Origin of the sequence: Actimicrobium sp. CCI2.3 (assembly GCF_035019065.1) — a bacterium.
Taxonomy (GTDB): domain Bacteria; phylum Pseudomonadota; class Gammaproteobacteria; order Burkholderiales; family Burkholderiaceae_D; genus Actimicrobium.
The window spans coordinates 85,466-107,817 of the sequence record NZ_JASJWR010000004.1; the positions used below are offsets into that span (position 1 = coordinate 85,466).

Sequence of the window (22,352 nt, forward strand, 5' to 3'; positions counted from 1 at the left end):
AAAAAACTGCAGGGAGATACTCTTGATTCAGGTCATTGAGATTGACATCGGTCGGCTCGGCGTGCATTTGCCGCGTGGAGAAGTCGGAATGGTCATTGCCCAGCCATATGTTGATTTCATCCAAATAGCGCCGTTTTCCCTTACTCCTGCAGTGAGAGCTGCCGCACTAGCGGGCATCGACGCCACGCTCGCTGTGGCCCGCGAATGCGCACATGGTGCCAAGATAACCCATTTCACTATCTTCCCAGAATGCACGTTGCCTGGCCTTGTTGGCTTCGACCACATAACGGCGGCAATGGATGATGCCAGTTGGCCGACGGGCACGATCATCATTGGAGGATTTGAGGGACTTTCGCATGAGCAGTTCGGCGAACTAGTTCAGCGGCCGGGTACTAGCTATGACGATGTGGGGAGTTCGTTGGGCAGCATCCGCCCGGACCAATGGGTCAACTGCTGCGCGACATGGGCCAAACTCGAGTCTGGAGAGGTTCGGTGCTGGATCCAGACCAAAATTGAGCCTGCGGGTGTTGAACTTGAAGTGAGCAATCAGTCCATGTTCAAGGGGAAATCTGTATTTTTATTTAAGGGTACGTACTCCGACATCAACACGCCATATCGGTTTGCGACCCTCATTTGCTTTGATTGGATTGGAGTCCGCGATCAACGCCGCGTATGGGAGTGGCTTTTGCAGGATATCGAACATACCGCGGCCGCAAAGGAAGCGCAGCTGCCACTAACATGGCTGTTCGTAGCGCAATGCAACCCGGGACCGTCGCATGCATCCTTCATGAGTCAGGTTCAGCCATTCTTCAATCCGATACTTTTCCCCAGTGTTCTTCGCGATGGCACCTGCTTAGTAATGGCGAACGTGGCAGGGAATGTCATTCCGGGAGTAGCAGATAAGTACGGTCAGTCGGCGCTCATTTTTGCAACAGACAGGTTCATGAAACCGGAAAATATGCCCACGGTCTGCGCCGGCGGCGAGTTCCAGCGACCTGGTAATCCTCTGGAGAACTTCAAGGATGCGGTATTCCGAGAGCGCGGCGCATGTATCCACTCGTTCCGTCAACTGAATCCTTTAGCACTGCCACCAGGCGCGGCGGGTAGACGATTTGCAATCGCCGACGCCACCGTGCATCCATATCCAGGAACAGAGGATCCTCGAACTCCCTCAGGGCTTGTCTCTCCAGTCGTAAAATGGGTCAACGACCAGCTCGACGATTCTAATAAATCTTTACAGATTAAGTACCCAGATTCGCCGCTGGCTGCGGCTGCTGGAGTTGCACATCGAAGGTCTGTGTATGCACTTCGCTGGCTACCGCCGGATGCACTAAGCAAGACGGTATTGATCGCAACTCCGGAGATTGGTGGTGCTCCAGATAAATGGAGGAACACACAGTCTAAGGCGATCAAGCATGTCCTGCACAGCTTCTCAATCCTCGAAGTGGCGCAGTACTCGGTGACATTCCATGGCAATGGAGCGCAAGCGACAATCATGAAAGGGGACGCGAGCATCGAAGTAGTTGCCGTGGTTGGCGGAAGCCACGAGGAGTGCGATAGGCACGTCTCAGGTCTACTACCAGACCATCGAGGTCAGTTGCTTCTGGTTAGTCGCGACGAAGACAATACGTCATGGAATCCAAGGATGCGGACGCTGTTTGACCAAGTCGCTGAGCCGACCAAGGAGCTCAATTTCACAGACCCTACTAGCGCGGTCATTCGGGTGGGCTACCGTGACGTTCTCAACGGATACCACGACTCCGTCAACGAAGCGGAACTAAGAAAGGCACTTGATGCTGCAATCTCCTGAAGTCCTGAGCCTACCTTCAGAGCTACGCGCCGCACTGTTGCCGCTTATGGCCGGAGCGACCTTCACAGAAGAAACCCTTTGCGAGGGTTGTTTGCCATTGCTCGTAATGCTACGTAGCCATGCGGTCACGGCATTTGCTGTTGGTGATGAGTCTGATTACGAACCGCTTTATGAGGCGTTCAAAAAGCACTACCTCAAGCGAACAGCAGAGTGGTCGACGAAGGATGTGTCATTCGTGTTCTGCTTTCCGGCGCTTACTACTGTTAGCGAGTCTTTCCGTTCGCGCGTCGAAGTCGACGTGTACTTCTGCAGAAAATACGTTATTCAGCTGAGCCAGGACTTGGCAGGCTGCCTCGCTAGGTTGCCCTTCCTGCCGCTATCGCCAGTAACGCTAGGGGTACAGACGCGCCCTCCATCCGCCCAGACGTTACTTCGACAAAATAATTTAAAAGCAGAGCTGGCTAAGGCCCTCGTCGTACCCTCGCAGAGTAGCGCGAGTTCGATTTTTGGTGCGTGTATCGAAGGAATCTACGGTGCGCCTGATAAAGTCGCGGGGGCGTCCGTAGAGGCATACTCGGAGCCCACGACTGAAGAGCGAGTACAGGCCACACTTAAGTCGATTTCGATCCAGAACTTCCGAGCCTATCGAATAAAGAAAGAGTTCGAGCTGGGCTCTGCCATCACCGTTTTGTACGGTCCCAACGGATTTGGTAAGACGTCATTCTTCGATGCAATCGACTTTGCAGTAACTGGCGGCGTCGGTCGGCTTGCCAAGTCTAGCGGGGGCTTGTCAAAAGCGGCGAAGCACTTAGACAGTGGTGACGAGTCGACCGTTGTTACTCTTACACTCGAGCGTGAAGGTAAGCAGCACGTTATCACCCGCGATTTGGCAGAACACAACAACGCTCAGGTGAATGGGAAGGCGACATCTAGAAAAGACGTATTGAGTCTTCTGACTGGCGGGGCCCCAGCCGCAGCTGATCGCGTGGAAAACATGGTGGCTCTGTTTCGAGCCACCCACTTGTTTAGTCAGGATAGCCAAGAGCTCACCCGTGACGTAGCGGAAAAGTGCGAATTGCCGGCGGATATCGTGTCGCGCATGCTCGCATTCGAAGACTATGTGAGCGGCTTGAAAAAGGCCGAGGACGTGCTGAGGCTCGCACGGCAGACGCTCGCCGAAGCACGGAAGCAAGCTCAGACAGCTCGCGGTTCCATTGACGCAGAACGGGTGGAATTAAAGCGACTTGAGGGCCTTGCCTCTACGGATACTTCACCGGACGCTCTTAACATCAGGTTCACCGAGTTAGAGCAAGCAATTTCGGCCGCGGGATTCAACATGTCTGGCATCAGCTCTCGCGACACAAGGGCTCTTCGCGCCATGCTGGAGTCTGCCGCAACTGAAGCGCTCAGTTCGCGCGCGACAGTGTCCAAGGCCCTTGAGCACGTCGCAGCTTTGCAGACGCTGCATGGGCAACTCGATCCGATGCGCGCGCAGCTAGATGAACGTAAGGCGCTAGTAGAAATAGCTGACGCGAGCGCCAATGCGGTGTCGGAGCGCCTCGTTTTGCTTATGACCGAAGTTGCTCGGTTAAAGGCCAAGGAACAGATCGTACAGAACCAGCGCGGTTCGTTCGCTTGGGCTGTCTCGGTTCAACCGGAGTATGCGCAGTTGGTTGCACAGAGTCAGGCGCTCGCTGAAAGTTTATCGACGTTCAATCAGCTTCTCAACGAAAAAAGGGAGAACCAATTCAACGCGTTGGGTGCTCGGCAGGATGCGGCAGCAACACTTCAGCGCCTTGATGCCACCCTAAATATTGCAGTAGATGCTGTAACTCAAGTGCAACGAGTCAAAGAACATGCAGGTCGCTGGGTACAGGTAGATTCAAGATTGGTACTCGTACGAACCCTCGAGGAAAAGCTGAGGGGCTTGCCCGATGCGAAACGCGCGCGGCTGGGCGAAGCGCATCAGGCCGTCGTGGCGCAGGAATATCTTGTTGCTCGCGTTGAGCGAGAACTTGGTTCAGCCAGGACCAACGATACAAATCTACAGAAATTGATTGCCGAGCTCCGCACGCACGTGGATGGCGCGACGTGCTCGCTCTGCGGGCATGACCACGGTAGTCAAGTCGCGCTGTTGGCTGCAATCGACGGACGGATGGCTCAAAGTGAATTCGTCGTTCGATTGAGTGAGACGCTGGTTGCCGAGCGGACAAAGCTTCAGGCGCAGGCGGCTGTGAGACAAGCCCTGTCCGACGAGTTGAGCCAAGTTGAACAGCAGTTGAGGCAAGGCAAGGCTGAACTTGAGGAACTCGAGCGGGAGCGAACGACCTTTGCGGCGGCGCTGAGCTCGATTGGGCTATCTCTATCGAACGATATAACTCAACAGCTTTCACAGACGAGCACGAATGTGAATGAGGCGAAGATTCGCGCTGCGAGCGCCGTCAACAATGCGCGGCAACTGCTGGCGGCTGCAGATGCCACCCTTGCTGCCGCTCAGGATGACTATCAAGCATTGGAGCGCGAACGCTTGGCCTCAACGACCTCGTTGGAGAGAGCGAAGGGACGGCTGAACGGACTTCTTGCCGAAGCGAATCATGGTGCAGTCGATCTTGCGTTGGGCATGCCTGGTTTGGTCGAGCAGCTGGAAGATATGGATGCGCGATACGTTCAAGCAAGTTTGTCTGTCAAAAATGCAAGCACCTCGCTGGATGCCCAAAGGGCCGTTCATTCAGCTGCGAAGGCAACTATTGCAGCTGCGCGTACCAGCTACCAAGAGGCAGCTCAGATATTGAGCACCTACAATACGAATGTTCAGTCACTGGTCGCAGCGCTTGCCGCTTCAGGACTTGATAGCGAAATTTCTGAGGAGAAATTACATCAGCGGGTTCAGGATGCAGCCACACGGGAAACGATAGCGCTCCATTTACGTAACCGCGTCGCCGACATTGAAGTAGCCGTGGATACAGCAGCAACTTCCGCTGCCTTCCAGAACATGCGCGACCGAATTCTGGGCAGCGAAAAACTGGTGGAGCAGGCTGAGGAGCGCGCTGGAAAAGTTGAGCCTTGGGTGACCTATTTCGAGGACGTCACGAAGTTGTTGGGTGGCCAGCAGGCGGTCGCGACCGAACACTTTATTGAACAGTACGGGCCTAGGACTGCAGTAATTCAGCAGCGGCTGCGCCCAGTCTATGGGTTCGGCGAAATTAAAGTGTCTAGCAAGGATTCCGCCATCGGCATCCGAGTGCACCGAAATGGCCAGGAGTTGCGGCCTACCGACTATTTCAGTCAATCGCAGGTGCAGACGCTCGTCCTAGGACTATTTTTGACAGCCTGCAGTTCTCAGACATGGTCCGGATTTTCGTCGATCATGATGGATGACCCCGTGACGCATTTCGATGACCTTAATACTTACGCACTACTGGACCTGATATTGGGGCTGCAGAGCTCACCAGAAGGAGAGAGGCAGTTCGTCATTTCCACGTGCGACGAGAAACTACTGCAGTTAGCGCGCCAGAAATTCAGACACATGGGCGCTGCGGCGAAGTTCTATAGGTTCTCGGCCATCGGAGCTGAAGGGCCGATGGTGAGCCAGATTCCTGCCTGATGCAAAGTTCCAAAATGAAGCATTTATGTGGCCGGCGCTGCAGCGCTTCCAATTGCTACTCAAAATTAGAATGCCAAGCCGAGCTGTAACGGAAAGGTCCGCAAACCATCCAATCTTGTAGGAGATTCTGGCGACCAAGGTGAGCGGTGGTTTGAATTCGAGTTACTACAGATTACAGAAAATTTCATATGAGCCAAAAACGCCTATTTGATAGTTTGACCGCCATGTTCTCGGACCAGCCGGTAGTTTTCTGGCATGACATCGAGGCAGAATTTTGCGGCGCCGTCGACGGCCTCCAGCTCGATGGGGTGCAATTAGTTCACCTGGATGACACTGCAGCCTTGCAGGTGAAGCTCAACATCGAACGGACTCCAGACCAGCGTTGGCTTATATACAGTGCCAAGCCAGAGCCGGAACCGACAAAAGACTGGCTGCTCGATGTGCGCATGCGCAGCAAGTCGTTCCGGGCAGACTCGACATCCATCCTGCTGGAAGACTTGGGCCTGACAACACTGGGCCTACGTCAACACCTGAAAGACCGAACAAAGTTCCTCCGCGCCAAAGACCGTTCGGATCGCCTCAAACGGCTGGTTTTGCCTAGCGACGGCGCAACGGATCTGGACCGCAAAATGATGGCGGTGCTGGCCCGTGCCGACCAGCCAGACCTGTTTTCCATATTGCAGCGCCTCTATGGCGCGATGGTCGTTGATGGTCTCGGGGATCTGACGGCGCAGCCCAAAGCCTGGCAAGAATTTGCGGCCAATGATTTGACGCCGGCGTTCTGGGATCTGGTGCAGGTTCAATTCGGCTACGCCGATGCGAATCCAAGTTTACGCGATCTGTTGCTACGCATTCTGGTGACCGATTTTTGTCGTGGTCTGCAGGGCGATACCCCGCGTCAGCTGGCGCATTTTGTGTTACCTGACCGGAGCCTCGCGGCAAATGCATCGGTCTTTGTCGCACGTTGGCGTTCCGATATCGCCCAGTTCGCAAGTTACAACGCCTTGGCGCAAGCGGTGGCCAACGAGCTTGAACTGGTGAGTTTGTTGTCGGGACACTCCGCAGAGCAGTTGGTCGAGTGCATGACGTTTGAAGATGTCGAACTGCGCGTCGTGCAAGACCTCAAGCAGCGCATCGTGGTCGGTGCCGGCGCCAACATGGATGTGGTGCGCGCATTGATGGCGCGCCGTCGAGATGGCCATTGGGCCAACCCGCTTTTGGCAAGCGCCAATGAGCGCACTCGTGCACTGGCTGCCTGTTACGACGCATTGACTGCGGCGGCTGACTTTTTCAGTCTGAAGGCGACGCATGCCGCAGGCTTTAGCTTTGCCGATGCGGGCACCGCATTCGCTCAATATCGTGATGAGCTGTATCGCTTTGACCAGTTGTACCGGCATTTCCACACGGCGGCCGACGCAGTGGAACCCACAGGCTGGGCGGTTTTGCATGGGTTACGCGAGACGATTGAAGGCGTGTATTCAGGCTGGTTTATTCCGCAGTTGAGTACCGCCTGGTCAACAGTGCTGGAAGGGCCTCAGGGTCTGCTTAGCAATTGGAAGCTGCCGGAGGTGGTGTCCCAACAGGCGTTTTATGAACGTCGGGTGCTGCCGCTGTTTGACGGTGGCGTCAAACGGGTGTTCGTGTTGATTTCCGATGCATTCCGCTATGAAGTCGCACAGGAACTTGTGCAGCATACCAATAGCAAAAGCCGCTTCAAGGCATCGCTGGAGGGCATGCTGGGGGTTTTGCCAAGTTACACCGCACTGGGTATGGCCGCCTTGCTGCCGCATCAGACACTGGCGTACAAAGAGAGTGCCAACCTGGATGTGCTGGTCGATGGTCATTTGGTGGCTACGCTGGAGCAGCGGTGCGAACAGTTGCAACGCTTTGGCGGCCTGGCGATTAAAGCGGAAGACTTGATGGCGTTGGGCAAAGACAAGGGCAGGGAGCTGGTACGCGACCAGAAGCTGGTCTACATCTATCACGACCGAATCGACATGATTGGCGACAAGCAGGCGTCCGAAACCAAGACCTTTGAAGCGGCTGCGCAAACGGTGCAAGAACTCGCCAATGTGCTGGGCTTTGTCATCAACAGCCTCAATGGATCGACGGTGCTGGTCACCGCAGACCATGGCTTTATGTACCAGGAATCGGCACTGGACGACGCCGATAAATCCACGCTTGAAGAGAAGCCTGCAGGCACTTTAAAAGCCAAGAAGCGCTACCTGATTGGCCGCGACTTGGGCGCGACGGCGAAGGCGTGGTCTGGCAATACGGCGGTAACTGCGGGCACTACCCCGGAGGGAAGTCTGGACTTCTGGCTGCCCAAGGGCGCAAGCCGCTTCCATTTTGCAGGGGGTGCCCGTTTTGTGCATGGCAGCGCCATGCCGCAGGAGGTCGTGGTGCCGGTCATTACGGTGCGCGTGAGCGAAGCGGAAAACGCCAAGACAAAGTATGTCAGCGTCAGCTTGCTGGGCACCGTGAACAAGGTCGTGACCAATACCCAGCGATTCGAATTTATCCAGACCGATGCGGTATCGGAGCGCGTGTTGGCGCGGTCGGTGGTGGTGTCGTTGCGCGATTTCTCTGATGACGGCAAGCCGATCAGCAATGAACAGTCCATCACATTCGACAGCACGTCACAGCTGCTTGATGAGCGCAAACGCACCATTTTCTTGACGGTGCAGGCGGGCACGCATGACCCGCACAAACGCTATGACCTGGTGATGCGCGACGCGGTCAGCAAAGTGGAAGTGCTGCGCTTGCCCATAAAGGTAGACTTGGCGTTTGGTAATGACTTTTGAAAATTGAAATGATGCAGACTCCGACACCAACCGACCCAGTAGCCAATGCACTGCCAGATACCAGCCTGGACACGTTACTCAATACGTATTTCGCTGGCAAGGTCGTGCGAAAAGATCTGACCAAGTTGATTAAAGAGGGCGCGAACGTTCCGGTTTATGTTCTGGAATACCTGCTAGGTATGTACTGCGCCAGTAATGACGAGGAGGTCATCCAGGGCGGATTGGTCAACGTCAAACGCATCCTGACTGAGAACTATGTGCGGCCGGACGAGGCCGAGAAGGTGAAGTCCAAGGTGCGTGAAAGCGGCACCTACAAGGTCATCGATAAGGTGACCGTCAAGCTCAATGAGAAGCGCGATGTGTACGAGGCGCTGCTGTCGAACCTTGGGGTGAAGAACGCCGAGATATCCGATAGCTATGTCCGGCAGTTCGAGAAATTGCTGGTCGGCGGTATCTGGTGCATCGTCACATTGAAATACCATTTCGAAGAAGACCAGAAGGGTTCGCCTTTTTCTGTCACGGAACTCAAGCCTATCCAGATGCCGAACATGGATATGTCTGCCTTGTTTGAGGCGCGCAAGTCGTTCACCGATGAGCAGTGGATTGATGCGTTGATTCGCTCGACTGGCATGGAGCCTAGCCATTTCAAGGAACGTGTGAAGTGGCATCTGCTGGCACGGATGGTGCCGTTGGTGGAAAACAATTACAACTTCTGCGAACTCGGGCCGCGTGGCACTGGCAAGAGTCACATTTACAAGGAAATCAGCCCGAACAGCATTCTGGTATCCGGCGGCCAGACTACGGTGGCCAACCTTTTCTACAACATGAGTGCGCGCAAGGTCGGCCTGGTTGGCTTGTGGGATGTGGTCGCGTTTGATGAAGTGGCCGGCATCAATTTCAAAGACACCGACGGCGTACAAATCATGAAGGACTACATGGCTTCCGGCTCGTTCAGCCGGGGTCGCGAGTCTATTAATGCCAGTGCGGCGATGGTATTTGTCGGCAACATTAATCAGAGCGTTGAGTCGTTGGTGAAAACCTCGCACCTGTTGGCGCCATTTCCGGAAGCGATGATTGATTCGGCATTTTTTGACCGCTTTCATGCTTATGTTCCGGGCTGGGAAATCCCGAAAATGCGGCCGGAGTTTTTTACCAATCAGTACGGCCTGATTGTCGATTACCTGGCTGAATACCTGCGCGAGATGCGCAAGCAAAGCTTTGCTGATGCGATTGATAAGTGGTTCAAGCTGGGGAATAACCTGAACCAGCGCGACACCATCGCGGTGCGTAGAACCACTTCAGGCCTGCTCAAGCTGGTCTGTCCCAACGGTGAGTACACCAAGGACTCGGTGCGTAAATGCCTGGAATACGCGTTGGAGGCACGCCGTCGCGTCAAAGAACAGCTCAAGAAAATTGGTGGCATGGAGTTCTATGACGTTCATTTCAGCTACATCGACCTGGAGGACAGCGTTGAGCGTTTTGTGACCGTGCCTGAGCAGTCGAGCGGTGCGCTTGTGCCTGAAGGACGCCTGTCGCCAGGAACCTTGCACACGATCAGCATGGGGACATCCGAGATGCCTGGCATTTACCGTCTGGAGATTCAATCTATTCCTGGGTCGGGTAAGGCAAACGTCTCTGGCGTGGCACCGCGTGAAGCAGTGCGCGTCGCGTTCGACTATTTCAAAGCCAACTCATCTCGCGTCAGTGCGGCCATCAAGCCGGGTGAGCGCGATTTTCATACCCATCTGGTGGAGTTGCAAAATAGCGGTGCTCCGAAGGCATTCACGCTGGCGAGCTTTATTGCTCTTTGTTCTGCGGCGCTGGGTAAGCCGGTGCAATCACAGCTGGCTGTGATGGGCGATATGAGCTTGGGCGGAACGATTGTGCAGGTGCAGAGTCTTGCGGAGTGCATGCAGGTTGCGTTTGATGCTGGTGCTAAGCGCATTCTGCTGCCGATGTCGAGTGTGACTGACATTGCTACTGTGCCTGGGGAGTTGTTTGCCAAGTTTCAGACTAGTTTTTATTCGGATCCGGTGGATGCTGTTTTTAAAGCTTTGGGTGTTGAGTGAACTTGCAATGTTGGCCCACAGGGGCGTTGGTAAGGGGCCGCTCTCAGACGGGGTAAGCGTGGTTTTTGCACCGTGTAAATATTCATGGTGTGGTGACCATGATCCAAGCGCGCCGCGTGACAAACAACGGAAGGCAGGAGAATTGACGCTGGTGGCGAACATGTCATACGCTTGACGGCGACATGACCAGCTAGAAAGTCATCCCGCGAGGATAAGGCAACGCATTGCAAAGGCTACGCTTCCGTTGTACCGTTCGCCCGCCAATACGGCCAATTATCGGAACTGGATTGGCCGTTTCAAGTGTGCCTGCCCAAGCTCATGCGCTGATGCAGGATGCGGACGACGGCAACCGATTCTTTGCGCTGACGGTAGACAATGACATGGGATCCTACCAGATAAGCACAATGTGTCGGCGGCAAGTCCGCCCGGTGATGTCCGAGAGCGGGGTTGCAGCCAATTGACTCTAGCGCGCCATCAAGCTTGTCGCGATAAATCATTAGTTGATTTTCACCCCAGGTCTCGCCGGTATATCGCAGGATATCGATGAAATCTTGCATCGCCTTTACAGAAAGAACGAGCTGACAAGGCTTACGGGAGGACATCCGGATCCAGTGGCTTGGTGCCATGCATGGCCGCTATGGCAAGTTCTGTGATCGTATCGCGTGTCTGGGACGAGTAAACGATTTCATCGCCCCTGTCGAGTTGTTCATCACCTTGCCTGATAGCCAACTGCCATGCTGCAAGACGGATTTCTTCTGACTGCATGCGGCGAATTGCATCCCGGATTACCTCGGTGGCATTCCCATAAAAGCCGTTCGTTACCTTTCCCTTTATAAATCCTTCCATTTCCGGCGACAGATTGATGTGCATGGTCATGGCTGTTCCTTTTGAGCGAATTGTCCATACTATATCCATGGCATGGATATTAATCAATGAGTCGAGGCTTTTCACCGTTACTGCTCAAGCCGCAGCAGCTTGTGGTTGATGCCCGGTTATTAACAATTTGCAACACGGCTTACGGCTTCGTCGTGTTCGGAGATTCACCAGATCACGTTGTTGGAGGAATGCCGCAGCGACGGTCTTACCGCACCTTCTCTTGAACTGGAATGCTCATCATGAAAACCTCTTCCCTTATAGTCACTACCCTTTTATCAATCCTCGGTGCTTCGGCCTTTGCACAAGGCGCGCCCGTGGCGCAGGTCAAGCAAGACAATGCCGCCATTCGTCAGGAGACCCGCGCGATCCGCGCCGACAATCACGCCATTCGCCAGGACACGGCGGCAGTACAAACTACGAAGCAGGAAATTCACCACGACCAGCAAGCATTACAGGCTGACCGCCATGCCCGCAATGTTGACCAGCATCGCGAAAATGTTGCCCTGTCGCGCGGCAATCTGGCCGGTGCACAGCGTGCCAATAACGCCCGTTTGCAGGAACAGCACGTGATCAACAGCCAAAAACAGGACTTGCATCAGGACCGTCGTGCCTTGTCGCATGAACGCCATGTCCGACATGATGCGGTCGTTGCGCGCAATGACGAACGGCACGAGCGTCATGCAGACGTAGTCAGTCGCAACGTCGCGGCTAGCCACATTCGTTAATAGCGGCGCGGGGACCGATCTATAAGGGAAACTCGCCGTAGTTACTTCATCCGTAGTCCACGTGCGGCGTAGACTACGTAATGCACCCTATCAATCATTGAAATCACTTTTGAAAGCTGTCCATGAACATTTCTAAACTTTCCCTGGTTGTACTCGCCTGTGCGACATTGTTGGCCGGAGAGGCCAGTGCCAAGGGGTGTCTTGCCGGTGCCGCTGTTTGTGGCGTGGCCGGTCATGTCGCTGGCAAGCATGCGGTTATTGGTGCAGGTGTTGGCTGTATTGTTGGTCGCCATCAGGCGAACAAGAAGGACCGCGCGGCAGCGGCAAGTCAGGCGACTGCCACACCGGCGACAGGGGCATCGGTACCTTCCAAGTAACACGTCGCAGCGGAACTTGACTGTCAATGTTGGTGGCATCGACTTCGTAAGCCCGCTAAAAAGCGGAACCCCGCGCGGGCGCCGCTCAATGCGAACGCGGTGACGGTGTTGCGCGAGCAAGTTGGTCGGCATCCGCAAGCGTGTTTTACGTACAAGGGCAACCCGATCCGGTGGGATGTGACGAATACGGCGTGGCACAACGCGATCAAGAAAGCGGAGTTGAGCGATTTCCGGTTTCATGATCTGCGGCATACGTGGGCATCTTGGCACCGGCAGGCGGGCACGTCCTGCGATGAACTGAAAGACCTGGGCGGCTGGAAATCACGGGTGATAGTGGACCGGTACGCCAAATACGCGACGGCGCACTTGCAGGTGGCGGCTTCGCGCATCGTGGGGAAAAGGGAAGGGGACTAGCGTGTCACGTTTTTGTCACGTTGGACAAAACGAAAAGGGCCAACACATGCGTGTAGGCCCTTCAGTATTCTGGCTCCCCGACCTGGACTCGAACCAGGGACCTGCGGATTAACAGTCCGTCGCTCTACCAACTGAGCTATCAGGGAAAAGCTGCCGCATTATGGCGGAACAGATGCTGCCTGTCAAAAGTTTCAAGACTGCTTTACTACCAACTTTCGACAGTGCTGCAAGAACAAAAACTGCTTCTTCTCACAGCGAGGCCGAAGTCTACAATACTTTCGCGATGGCCTCAACCACCTTGTCGATATTGGTGGAATTTAATGCTGCCACGCAGATGCGACCGGTGTCGACAGCGTAGATCGAATGCTCACTTGCGAGGCGGGCTACTTGATCTTTGGTCAGGCCGGAGTAAGAAAACATGCCGCGTTGCTTGATGACGAAATCGAAGTCATGGCCGGGGGCTTTTTCTTTCAGCTTTGAGACAAACAGCTGACGCATTTCACGGATGCGCACGCGCATGCCAGCAAGTTCTTCTTCCCACAACTGGCGCAGTTCCGGTGTCGACAAAGCCAATGCCACGACCTGGCCGCCATGTACCGGCGGGTTCGAGTAGTTGGTGCGAATGACGCGTTTGAGTTGCGACAGCAAACGTGCAGCCTCGTCGCTGCTGACAGCAACGATGCTCAGTGCGCCAACGCGTTCGCCGTAAAGCGAGAACGATTTTGAAAACGAGTTCGAGACGAACAGCGGACCGCCTGCTTCAGCGAACTGGCGCACGACTTTGCCATCGGCTTCGATACCATCGCCAAAGCCCTGATAGGCCATATCGAGAAACGGCACCAGACCGCGCTCTGTAACGACCTTGATCACTTCCAGCCATTGCGCATCAGTCAGGTCAGCACCGGTCGGGTTGTGGCAGCAAGCGTGCAGCAGCACAATCGATCCGGCTGGCATGGTGTGCAGCGCATCGAGCATGCCTGAAAAATTCACGCCTCGGGTGGCGGGGTCGTAGTACGGATAATTGTTGACGACGAAGCCGGCCGATTCAAACAAGGCGCGATGGTTTTCCCAGCTCGGGTCGCTGATCCACACTTGCGCGTCCGGGGCGAAGCGCTGCAGAAAGTCGGCACCGAGTTTCAGGGCACCGGTTCCACCGACGGCTTGCGCAGTGATTGCGCGCTTTTCGGTGATAACGGCGCTGCCAATGCCGAAGACAAGTTCCTGCACCGCTTTGTCGTACGCAGCCAGACCATCAATTGGCAGGTAAGTGCGCGGCGCAGCTTTTTCCATCATGACGGCTTCGGCTTTTTTGACGCATTCCAGCAGGGGAACCTTGCCGTTATTGTCATAGTAGACGCCAACGCCAAGATTGATCTTGACGGGATTTTTGTCGGCATTGAATGCTTCCGTGATGCCCAGGATCGGGTCGCGGGGAGCCATCTCAATGGCGGTAAACAGGGAGGCAGAAAGGGGTGCGTTCATCGTGATAACATTAAAAGTTAGCTGCACAAGATCGCTTGCAGTCGGGTTGGAGATAGCGTCACAGTAAGTTGCTGACGCCAGTTTGCAGTGAGTAATTTTAACAAAGGTCGCCACCATATGGCTGAATTATCCCAAGTTTCCAGCACCATCGATGAATCGAAAATCATCTCCTTTCCCGATTCGCCATTCCAGTTACTACAACCGTTCGAGCCGGCTGGCGACCAGCCGACCGCGATTGCCAAGCTGGTAGAAGGCATCGAAGATGGCCTGTCGTATCAGACTTTGCTCGGTGTAACAGGTTCCGGTAAAACTTACACCATGGCGAATGTGATTGCCCGGATGGGACGTCCGGCTATTATTTTTGCTCCAAACAAAACGTTGGCCGCCCAACTGTACAGTGAATTTCGCGAGTTCTTTCCGCGCAACGCGGTGGAGTATTTCGTCAGCTATTACGATTACTACCAGCCAGAAGCATACGTTCCTCAGCGCGATCTGTTTATCGAGAAAGACTCGTCAATCAACGAACACATCGAGCAGATGCGGCTGTCGTGCACCAAGTCATTGATGGAGCGGCGCGATGTGATCATTGTCGCCACGGTCTCTGCGATCTACGGTATCGGGAATCCGAACGAATATCACCAGATGATTCTGACCTTGCGCGCCAAGGACAAAGTCAGTCAGCGTGACGTCATTGCACGCCTCATCCAGATGCAATACACCCGCAATGAAATCGATTTCGGGCGAGGTACGTTTCGGGTTCGTGGCGATACGATTGATATTTTTCCGGCTGAACATGCAGAACTGGCAGTGCGGCTGGAGATGTTCGATGATGAAATCGAAAGCATCCAGCTGTTTGACCCGTTGACTGGGCGGGTCCGGCAAAAAATACCGCGCTTCACGGTCTATCCAGGTTCGCACTACGTGACACCACGTGCAACTGTATTGCGTGCAATTGAAACGATCAAGGATGAATTGCGTGAGCGTCTTGAGTTCTTCCGCAAGGAAAACAAACTGATCGAAGAGCAGCGCATCGAGCAACGCACCCGCTTCGATCTCGAAATGATGCAGGAAATTGGCTTTACCAAAGGGATCGAAAACTATTCGCGCCATCTCAGCGGTGCCAAGGCCGGTGAGCCGCCACCAACCTTGATCGACTATTTGCCGCCGGATGCGCTGATGTTTCTCGACGAGTCGCATGTGTTGCTTGGTCAGCTCAGCGGCATGTACAACGGCGACCGCTCGCGCAAGACCAATCTCGTCGATTACGGATTTCGGCTGCCGTCGGCACTGGATAACCGGCCACTGCGGTTCGACGAATTTGAAGGCAAGATGCGGCAGACCGTCTTTGTATCGGCCACGCCGGCTGAATATGAAAAGACCCACGCAGGGCAGGTCGTCGAGCAAGTGGTGCGGCCGACCGGTCTGGTCGACCCCGCGATCGAAGTACGTCCGGCCAGTACCCAAGTTGATGACCTGATGGGCGAAATTCAGCTGCGGGTTGCGCAAAACGAGCGCGTGCTGGTGACGACGCTTACCAAGCGGATGTCGGAACAACTGACGGAATTTCTGAGTGACCATGGTGTCAAGGTCCGCTACCTGCACAGCGATATCGATACGGTAGAGCGGGTCGAGATATTGCGCGATCTACGGCTCGGTACGTTTGATGTACTGGTTGGCATTAATTTACTACGCGAAGGACTTGACTTGCCCGAGGTGTCGCTGGTGGCCATTCTCGATGCGGACAAGGAAGGCTTTTTGCGCTCCGAGCGTAGTCTGATCCAGACCATCGGTCGCGCTGCGCGTAACCTCAATGGCAAGGCTATTCTTTACGGCGATAAAGTCACCGATTCGATGCGTCGTGCCATCGATGAGACAGAGCGTCGTCGCAACAAGCAAGTTGAATTCAACCTGGCCAATAACATCACGCCGATCGGCATCAAGAAGCAGATCAAGGACCTGATCGATGGTGTGTACAGTCCGCAGGAAGCGCGCGAAGAATTGCAGGTAGCGCAAGAAACTGCCAAGTACGAATCGATGAGCGAGAAGCAGATCAGCAAGGAAATCAAGCGTCTTGAAAAGCTGATGCTCGATCACGCGAAGAACCTGGAATTCGAAAAAGCGGCACAGGTACGCGACCAGTTGCGCATTCTCAAGGAGCAATTGTTCGGTGCTAGCGGGTCGGACAATATTGCATCGATGCTGGGCAAGTAGCATGATCCCTGCCGCAATCCTCGCAACCATTGAAGGGGCGGATGTTTCCTGGCATCCGTCTCTGCTGGCAGGTCTGCAAGCGGTTGATCGTGCAGACCCTGCCTACCTCTCAGCACTGGTACAGGAAGATTACCTGCCTACCCGAGGTCGCTTGCTCGCTGCTTTTGCCCAACCGATTGACTCGGTGCGCTACGTGCTGGTCGGGGAGGGGCCTTATCCGCGTGCTGACAGCGCCACCGGTGTGTGCTTCATGGATGGCGCAGTGGATGTGCTGTGGTCTGAAAAAGGCTTGTCGAAGTCGGTCAATCGCGCTACCTCCTTGCGTAATTTCATGAAGATGCTGTTGGTAGCCGATGGCACGTTGACTCCCGGGCACACTTCAGGAGAGGCAATGGTCGTTGCCGGAGCCCAAGCGCTTCAGCCCGGTTCAAACCACATCCAGACCTTGCCGCAATTGCAGCAAAACCTGAGCCGGCAAGGTTTCCTCTTGCTCAACGCCGCACTGGTATTTCGCTCCCATGTGCCGCCAGTGCGCGATGCGCGCGCCTGGATGCCTTTCCTTGAAACCATATTCGCGGCGTTGGTTGATCGTCCAGTGCCACCGACTCTAGTGCTGTGGGGGAAGATCGCCGCGCAACTCGACGGCTTGCCCGGGATGGATCGTTTTCCGCAGCTGGTGGCCGAGCATCCCTATAACCTGTCCTTCATCGATAATGGATCCATGCAGAAACTGTTCGGTCCGATGCAGCTGTTGCGGTGCTCAGCGCCGAATCCAGCGAACCGTTAGAATGGATACCTGACGAAAACGGTCAACCTTGTTATACTCGACAAAATTGATCAACTACTCAGGGAATTCCAGCTCGGCTGACTTCGGGGATTAAGAAACATGAGATTGACTACAAAAGGCCGTTTCGCGGTCACTGCAATGATAGATCTGGCACTGCGTCAAAGCGGTGGTCCAGTGACACTTTCGGGCATCAGCCAGCGTCAGGCGATTTCGCTGTCGTACCTCGAGCAATTGTTCGGCAAGCTGCGTCGTCATGAAATCGTCGAATCGGTACGTGGTCCAGGTGGTGGCTACAATCTGGCACGGCGTGCGGAAGATGTGACGGTAGCGGACATCATTATTGCGGTCGACGAACCACTCGACTCAACACAGTGCGGTGGCAAAGAAAATTGCCGCAGTTCGACGACCGAAAACGGTACCCGTTGCATGACACATGATTTGTGGTCGACCTTGAATTCAAAGATGGTGGAGTACCTCGATTCTGTTTCACTGAAAGACCTGGTGGATCAGCAGCGACAAAAAAATATTGAACAAAACGTAGTGGTGCTACATCGGTCCCACGTTGTTTCTTGATTGGAGTGTAAGACAATGAATGCCCCCTTAAGCAAAAGCCTGATTGATACCTTGAAGGCACCGCACTTCCCGGTTTATCTCGACTATTCGTCGACCACGCCAATCGACCCGCGCGTTGCCGACAAGATGATTCCATACCTGCGTGAGCAGTTCGGTAATCCCGCCTCCCGCAGCCACATGTACGGCTGGACTGCAGAAAAAGCAGTCGAAGAAGCACGTGCCGAAGTGGCCAAACTGGTCAACGCGGACCCACGTGAAATCGTCTGGACGTCGGGTGCCACTGAAAGCAACAACCTCGCGATCAAAGGTGCTGCCCATTTCTACAAGACCAAAGGCAAGCACATCATCACCGTCAAAACCGAGCACAAGGCAGTACTCGACACGGTGCGTGAACTGGAGCGCGAAGGCTTTGAAGCAACGTACCTGCAACCGCAGGACAACGGCCTGATCACGATCGAGCAACTCGCCGAAGCGATTCGTCCTGACACGATCCTGGTCTCGGTCATGCTGGTCAATAATGAGATTGGCGTGATTCAGCCAGTCGACGAGATTGGCGAACTGTGCCGTTCAAAGGGCATCGTGTTCCACTGCGATGCGGCGCAAGCCACTGGCAAGATGAAGATTGACCTTGAAAAAACCAAGATCGATCTGATGACATTCACCGCCCACAAATCGTACGGTCCAAAAGGCATCGGCGCACTGTACGTTCGTCGCAAGCCACGTATTCGCATCGAACCGCAAATGCACGGTGGCGGTCACGAGCGCGGCATGCGTTCGGGTACCTTGCCAACGCACCAGATCGTCGGCATGGGTGAGGCATTCAAGATTGCCCGTGAAGAAATGGACGAGGAAATCGCGCGTATCACGACACTGCGCGATCGCCTTGCCAAAGGCCTGTCGGAAATGGAAGAGGTCTACATTAACGGTGATATGGCGCATCGCGTGCCGCATAACCTCAATGTCAGCTTCAACTATGTCGAAGGTGAATCGCTGATCATGGCAATCAAGGATATCGCCGTGTCGTCGGGTTCCGCCTGCACCTCGGCCAGTCTGGAGCCGTCGTATGTGTTGCGTGCACTGGGTCGTAGCGATGAGTTGGCGCATAGCTCGATTCGCTTTACGTTTGGACGCTTCACGACTGACGAAGACATTGATTTCACGATCAATCTCATCAAGGAAAAAGTTGCCAAACTACGTGACCTGTCGCCGCTGTGGGACATGCACAAGGAAGGGATCGATATCAGTTCGATCCAGTGGGCAGCACACTAATCATTCATCGCTTGCGGGACAACCCGCAAGCGGCGTAATTTCAAGGAGCATCAAAATGGCATACTCAGAAAAAGTCCTGGATCACTACGAAAATCCACGCAACGTCGGCGCATTCGACAAGGGTGACGATACGATCGGCACCGGCATGGTCGGCGCGCCAGCTTGCGGCGACGTCATGAAACTGCAGATCAAGGTCGGTGCCGACGGCATCATCCAGGACGCCAAGTTCAAGACCTACGGTTGTGGTTCGGCGATCGCCTCGTCATCGCTGGTGACCGAATGGGTCAAGGGCAAGACGCTCGACGAAGCCATGTCGATCAAGAACACCCAGATCGCTGAAGAGCTGGCGCTGCCACCAGTCAAAATCCATTGCTCGATCCTGGCCGAAGATGCGATCAAGGCCGCCGTGCTGGATTACAAGACACGGCATGCCGCTGAAACAGCCACTGCAGCAGCAGTCTGAATCGGCATAACCTGCGAGAAAAAACATGGCAATCACACTGACTGAAAAAGCAGCCAAGCACATCAGCCGCTACATGGAACGTCGCGGCAAGGGAATCGGATTGCGCTTTGGCGTTCGCACCACCGGCTGTTCAGGGTTGGCGTACAAGCTGGAATACGTCGATGAGAGCGCCACGGAAGACAGTATCTTCGAATCGCACGGCGTGAAATTATTCGTCGATCCGAAGAGCCTGCCGTATATCGATGGCACCGAACTGGACTTTGGCCGTGAAGGCTTGAACGAAGGGTTCAAGTTCTACAATCCGAACGTCAAGGATGCGTGCGGCTGCGGCGAAAGTTTCCGGATTTGAGGTAGCGTGGGCAGAGATCACTGATCGCCCACGCCTGAGTTAAATAAGCCTGTTGCAGCTAAACAGGCTTTTGTTTTGAGTGTTCATGCAAAACCATTACCAGTTATTCCATTTGCCGCAGCAATTCGGCATTGATGCCGGGGCGCTGGATCAGGCCTATCGTGACGTTCAGGGGCAGGTGCATCCCGACCGGTTCGTCAACGGGTCCGATGCCGAAAAGCGGGTTGCCATGCAATGGGCTACCCGCGCCAACGAGGCCTACCAGACCTTGCGCAATCCGCTCAAGCGGGCTGCTTATTTGTGCGAGCTCAATGGCATCGACCTCCAGGTTGAATCCAGCACAGCCATGCCGGTAGCGTTTCTGATGCAGCAAATGGAATGGCGCGAGTCGCTTGACGACGTGCGCTCTGCGCATGAGCTTGCTGCTCTTGAGCGTCTGGATGCTGAAGTGCGCCAAGCCTGGACCGCACAAGTAAAAGAAATTGCCATTCTGCTCGATGACAGTAACTATGCTGCAGCCGCCCAGTCGGTACGCGAACTGATGTTTCTTGATAAATTTCGTGCGGAGATCGCGGACTATTACGAAGTGCTGGATCAATAATGGCGTGCTCTGTGTGCCGACCGCACCATCCCGCTTGAACCAATAACAGGACTACCAAATACTTTTATGGCATTACTTCAGATTTCCGAACCCGGCATGTCGACCGCGCCGCACCAGCATCGACTGGCTGTCGGCATCGACCTTGGCACCACTAATTCGCTGGTGGCAACCGTCCGCAACAGCATCCCGGAAGTGCTGACCGACGAAGAGGGACGCGCGCTGCTGCCGTCGATTGTCCGTTACTTGCCGAATGGTCACGCCAACATTGGCTTCGCCGCTCAGGCCATGCAGGTCAAGGATCCACGCAATACGGTGTCGTCAGTCAAGCGATTGATGGGACGGGGTCTGAAGGACATCGTCCATGCCGAAAATTTGCCTTACGAATTCGTCGATTCGCCGGGCATGGTCCAGTTGAAAACCGTTGCGGGAGTCAAGAGTCCGGTGGAAGTGTCTGCGGAGATTCTCGCAACCTTGCGCCAGCGCGCCGAAGATTCTCTCGGGGATGAATTGGTCGGTGCCGTCATCACGGTGCCGGCATACTTTGACGACGCGCAACGGCAGGCCACCAAGGATGCTGCAACGCTGGCCGGATTGAACGTGCTGCGCTTGCTCAACGAGCCGACAGCCGCCGCGATTGCCTATGGACTCGACAATGCTTCCGAAGGCATTTTTGCCGTGTATGACCTTGGTGGCGGCACCTTCGATATTTCAATTCTCAAGCTGACCAAAGGGGTGTTTGAAGTACTGTCTACAGGCGGCGATTCGTCACTGGGCGGCGACGATTTTGATCACCGTTTGTTCTGCTGGATTATCGAGCAGGCCAAACTGTCACCGCTGTCGATCGAAGACACCAGTCTGCTGATGGTCAAGTCACGCGAAGCCAAGGAATTGTTGTCGACCAAATCCGAGACGCGCATCGACGCCGCGCTTCAATCCGGCGAAGAAGTCCACCTGACCTTGACCGCTGCCGAATTCAATCGCCTGACCCAGCATCTTGTCGCGAAGACCCTCACGCCGAGCCGCAAGGCATTGCGTGATGCCAGCCTGACGGTCGATGACATCGACGGCGTGGTGCTGGTCGGTGGCGCGACGCGCATGCCGCAGGTACGCAAGAGCGTCGGTGATTTTTTTCAGTCGACGCCGCTGGCCAATATCGATCCGGACAAAGTCGTTGCACTCGGTGCGGCGATTCAGGCCAACCTGCTGGCCGGTAACCGGGCATCAGGCGACGACTGGCTGCTGCTGGATGTGATCCCGTTATCGCTGGGCATTGAGACCATGGGCGGACTGGTCGAAAAAGTCATTCCGCGTAACTCGACGATTCCGTGCGCCCGTGCGCAAGAATTCACGACCTTCAAGGATGGTCAGACTGCGCTGGCCGTGCATATCGTGCAAGGGGAGCGCGAGCTGGTCACTGACTGTCGCTCGCTGGCGCGCTTTGAACTGCGCGGGATTCCGCCGATGGCTGCGGGTGCGGCACGTATCCGCGTCACGTATCAGGTTGATGCCGACGGCTTGCTGTCGGTCTCCGCACGCGAATTGCGCTCGGGTGTTGAAGCATCAATTGCCGTCAAACCGTCCTATGGTCTGGCCGATGACCAGGTCGCCAAAATGCTGCAGGACTCGTTCCAGTCGGCTGAGACCGACATGAAATTGCGCGCCTTGCGCGAACAGCAGGTCGATGCGGAGCGCATTGTGCTGGCGACCGAATCGGCCCTCACGGCTGATGCCGTCCTGTTGTCCGAGGACGAGCTGGTCGAGGTACGTCAATTGATAGCCGCTGTCCGCGTGGTCGCTGCTGGCGATGATCCTGATGTCATCAAACTCCGTGTCGATGCGCTCGCCAAAGGCACCGATGAATTCGCCGCGCGCCGCATGGACCGCAGCGTACGCGCCGCACTGTCCGGCAAGACGCTGGACCAGGTTTCCTGATTCATC

At 55.1% G+C, this 22,352-nt stretch carries 18 protein-coding genes and 1 tRNA gene; 15 read left to right on the forward strand and 4 right to left on the reverse strand.

Going from position 1 to position 22,352, the window contains the following annotated elements; translation table 11 throughout:
* Positions 1-22 precede the first annotated feature (22 nt).
* From QN370_RS03735 to brxL, 4 genes are all read left to right on the forward strand, one after another.
* Complete coding sequence (locus QN370_RS03735) at positions 23-1,810, forward strand: hypothetical protein (protein ID WP_322125830.1); 1,788 nt, start codon at positions 23-25, stop codon at positions 1,808-1,810.
* A complete protein-coding gene (locus QN370_RS03740) occupies positions 1,794-5,414 on the forward strand; it encodes an AAA family ATPase (protein WP_322125831.1) in 3,621 nt (1,206 codons plus the stop codon). Before QN370_RS03735 ends, QN370_RS03740 begins: the two co-directional genes overlap by 17 nt.
* 188 nt (positions 5,415-5,602) lie before the next feature.
* Positions 5,603-8,218: a BREX-1 system phosphatase PglZ type A gene (gene pglZ, locus QN370_RS03745; RefSeq protein WP_322125832.1), complete on the forward strand. Its 2,616-nt coding sequence runs from the start codon at positions 5,603-5,605 to the stop codon at positions 8,216-8,218.
* Positions 8,219-8,226: 8 nt separating this feature from the next.
* Positions 8,227-10,287 (forward strand): protease Lon-related BREX system protein BrxL, encoded by a 2,061-nt coding sequence (gene brxL / locus QN370_RS03750; protein ID WP_416172099.1) that lies wholly within the window; start codon positions 8,227-8,229, stop codon positions 10,285-10,287.
* Between the two features lie 296 nt (positions 10,288-10,583).
* Here the strand turns inward: brxL and QN370_RS03755 are convergent, their stop codons facing one another.
* The gene (locus QN370_RS03755; protein WP_322125833.1) at positions 10,584-10,889 is read right to left on the reverse strand and encodes a type II toxin-antitoxin system RelE/ParE family toxin; all 306 of its coding nucleotides are present in this window, start codon (positions 10,887-10,889) and stop codon (positions 10,584-10,586) included.
* Positions 10,876-11,163 carry a type II toxin-antitoxin system ParD family antitoxin gene (locus tag QN370_RS03760; RefSeq protein ID WP_322125834.1) on the reverse strand — a complete coding sequence of 96 codons (288 nt, stop codon included), beginning with the start codon at positions 11,161-11,163 and terminating at the stop codon, positions 10,876-10,878. The genes QN370_RS03755 and QN370_RS03760 overlap by 14 nt, the downstream gene beginning before the upstream one ends.
* Before the next feature lie 239 nt (positions 11,164-11,402).
* Between QN370_RS03760 and QN370_RS03765 the strand changes: the two genes are divergently transcribed.
* The 3 genes from QN370_RS03765 to QN370_RS03775 all read left to right on the forward strand — a co-directional run bounded on the left by QN370_RS03765 (position 11,403) and on the right by QN370_RS03775 (position 12,679).
* Positions 11,403-11,888: a hypothetical protein gene (locus QN370_RS03765; RefSeq protein ID WP_322125835.1), complete on the forward strand. Its 486-nt coding sequence runs from the start codon at positions 11,403-11,405 to the stop codon at positions 11,886-11,888.
* Positions 11,889-12,010: 122 nt separating this feature from the next.
* Positions 12,011-12,265 (forward strand): hypothetical protein, encoded by a 255-nt coding sequence (locus QN370_RS03770; protein WP_322125836.1) that lies wholly within the window; start codon positions 12,011-12,013, stop codon positions 12,263-12,265.
* A 108-nt stretch (positions 12,266-12,373) separates the two neighbouring features.
* Positions 12,374-12,679: a tyrosine-type recombinase/integrase gene (locus tag QN370_RS03775; protein WP_416347703.1), complete on the forward strand. Its 306-nt coding sequence runs from the start codon at positions 12,374-12,376 to the stop codon at positions 12,677-12,679.
* A gap of 70 nt (positions 12,680-12,749) precedes the next feature.
* Here the strand turns inward: QN370_RS03775 and QN370_RS03780 are convergent.
* Both QN370_RS03780 and QN370_RS03785 read right to left on the reverse strand, forming a co-directional pair.
* A tRNA-Asn gene (locus tag QN370_RS03780) sits at positions 12,750-12,825 on the reverse strand.
* Between the two features lie 121 nt (positions 12,826-12,946).
* Positions 12,947-14,161 carry an amino acid aminotransferase gene (locus tag QN370_RS03785; protein WP_322125837.1) on the reverse strand — a complete coding sequence of 405 codons (1,215 nt, stop codon included), beginning with the start codon at positions 14,159-14,161 and terminating at the stop codon, positions 12,947-12,949.
* 117 nt (positions 14,162-14,278) lie between these two features.
* Here QN370_RS03785 and uvrB point away from each other — a divergent pair, with 117 nt between their 5' ends.
* The 8 genes from uvrB to hscA all read left to right on the forward strand — a co-directional run bounded on the left by uvrB (position 14,279) and on the right by hscA (position 22,346).
* Entirely contained in the window at positions 14,279-16,372 is a 2,094-nt protein-coding gene (uvrB, locus tag QN370_RS03790; protein ID WP_322125838.1) for an excinuclease ABC subunit UvrB, read from the forward strand.
* 1 nt (position 16,373) lies between these two features.
* Complete coding sequence (locus QN370_RS03795; protein ID WP_322125839.1) at positions 16,374-17,159, forward strand: uracil-DNA glycosylase; 786 nt, start codon at positions 16,374-16,376, stop codon at positions 17,157-17,159.
* 99 nt (positions 17,160-17,258) lie between these two features.
* The gene (iscR, locus tag QN370_RS03800) at positions 17,259-17,732 is read left to right on the forward strand and encodes a Fe-S cluster assembly transcriptional regulator IscR (protein WP_322125840.1); all 474 of its coding nucleotides are present in this window, start codon (positions 17,259-17,261) and stop codon (positions 17,730-17,732) included.
* A gap of 15 nt (positions 17,733-17,747) precedes the next feature.
* Entirely contained in the window at positions 17,748-19,001 is a 1,254-nt protein-coding gene (locus QN370_RS03805; RefSeq protein ID WP_322125841.1) for an IscS subfamily cysteine desulfurase, read from the forward strand.
* Positions 19,002-19,056: 55 nt separating this feature from the next.
* Positions 19,057-19,464 (forward strand): Fe-S cluster assembly scaffold IscU, encoded by a 408-nt coding sequence (iscU, locus tag QN370_RS03810; protein ID WP_322125842.1) that lies wholly within the window; start codon positions 19,057-19,059, stop codon positions 19,462-19,464.
* Between the two features lie 25 nt (positions 19,465-19,489).
* Entirely contained in the window at positions 19,490-19,813 is a 324-nt protein-coding gene (iscA, locus tag QN370_RS03815) for an iron-sulfur cluster assembly protein IscA (protein WP_322125843.1), read from the forward strand.
* 85 nt (positions 19,814-19,898) lie between these two features.
* On the forward strand, positions 19,899-20,414 hold the full coding sequence (hscB, locus tag QN370_RS03820) for a Fe-S protein assembly co-chaperone HscB (RefSeq protein WP_322125844.1): 516 nt from the start codon (positions 19,899-19,901) through the stop codon (positions 20,412-20,414).
* Positions 20,415-20,480: 66 nt separating this feature from the next.
* Complete coding sequence (gene hscA / locus QN370_RS03825; protein ID WP_322125845.1) at positions 20,481-22,346, forward strand: Fe-S protein assembly chaperone HscA; 1,866 nt, start codon at positions 20,481-20,483, stop codon at positions 22,344-22,346.
* Positions 22,347-22,352 lie beyond the last annotated feature (6 nt).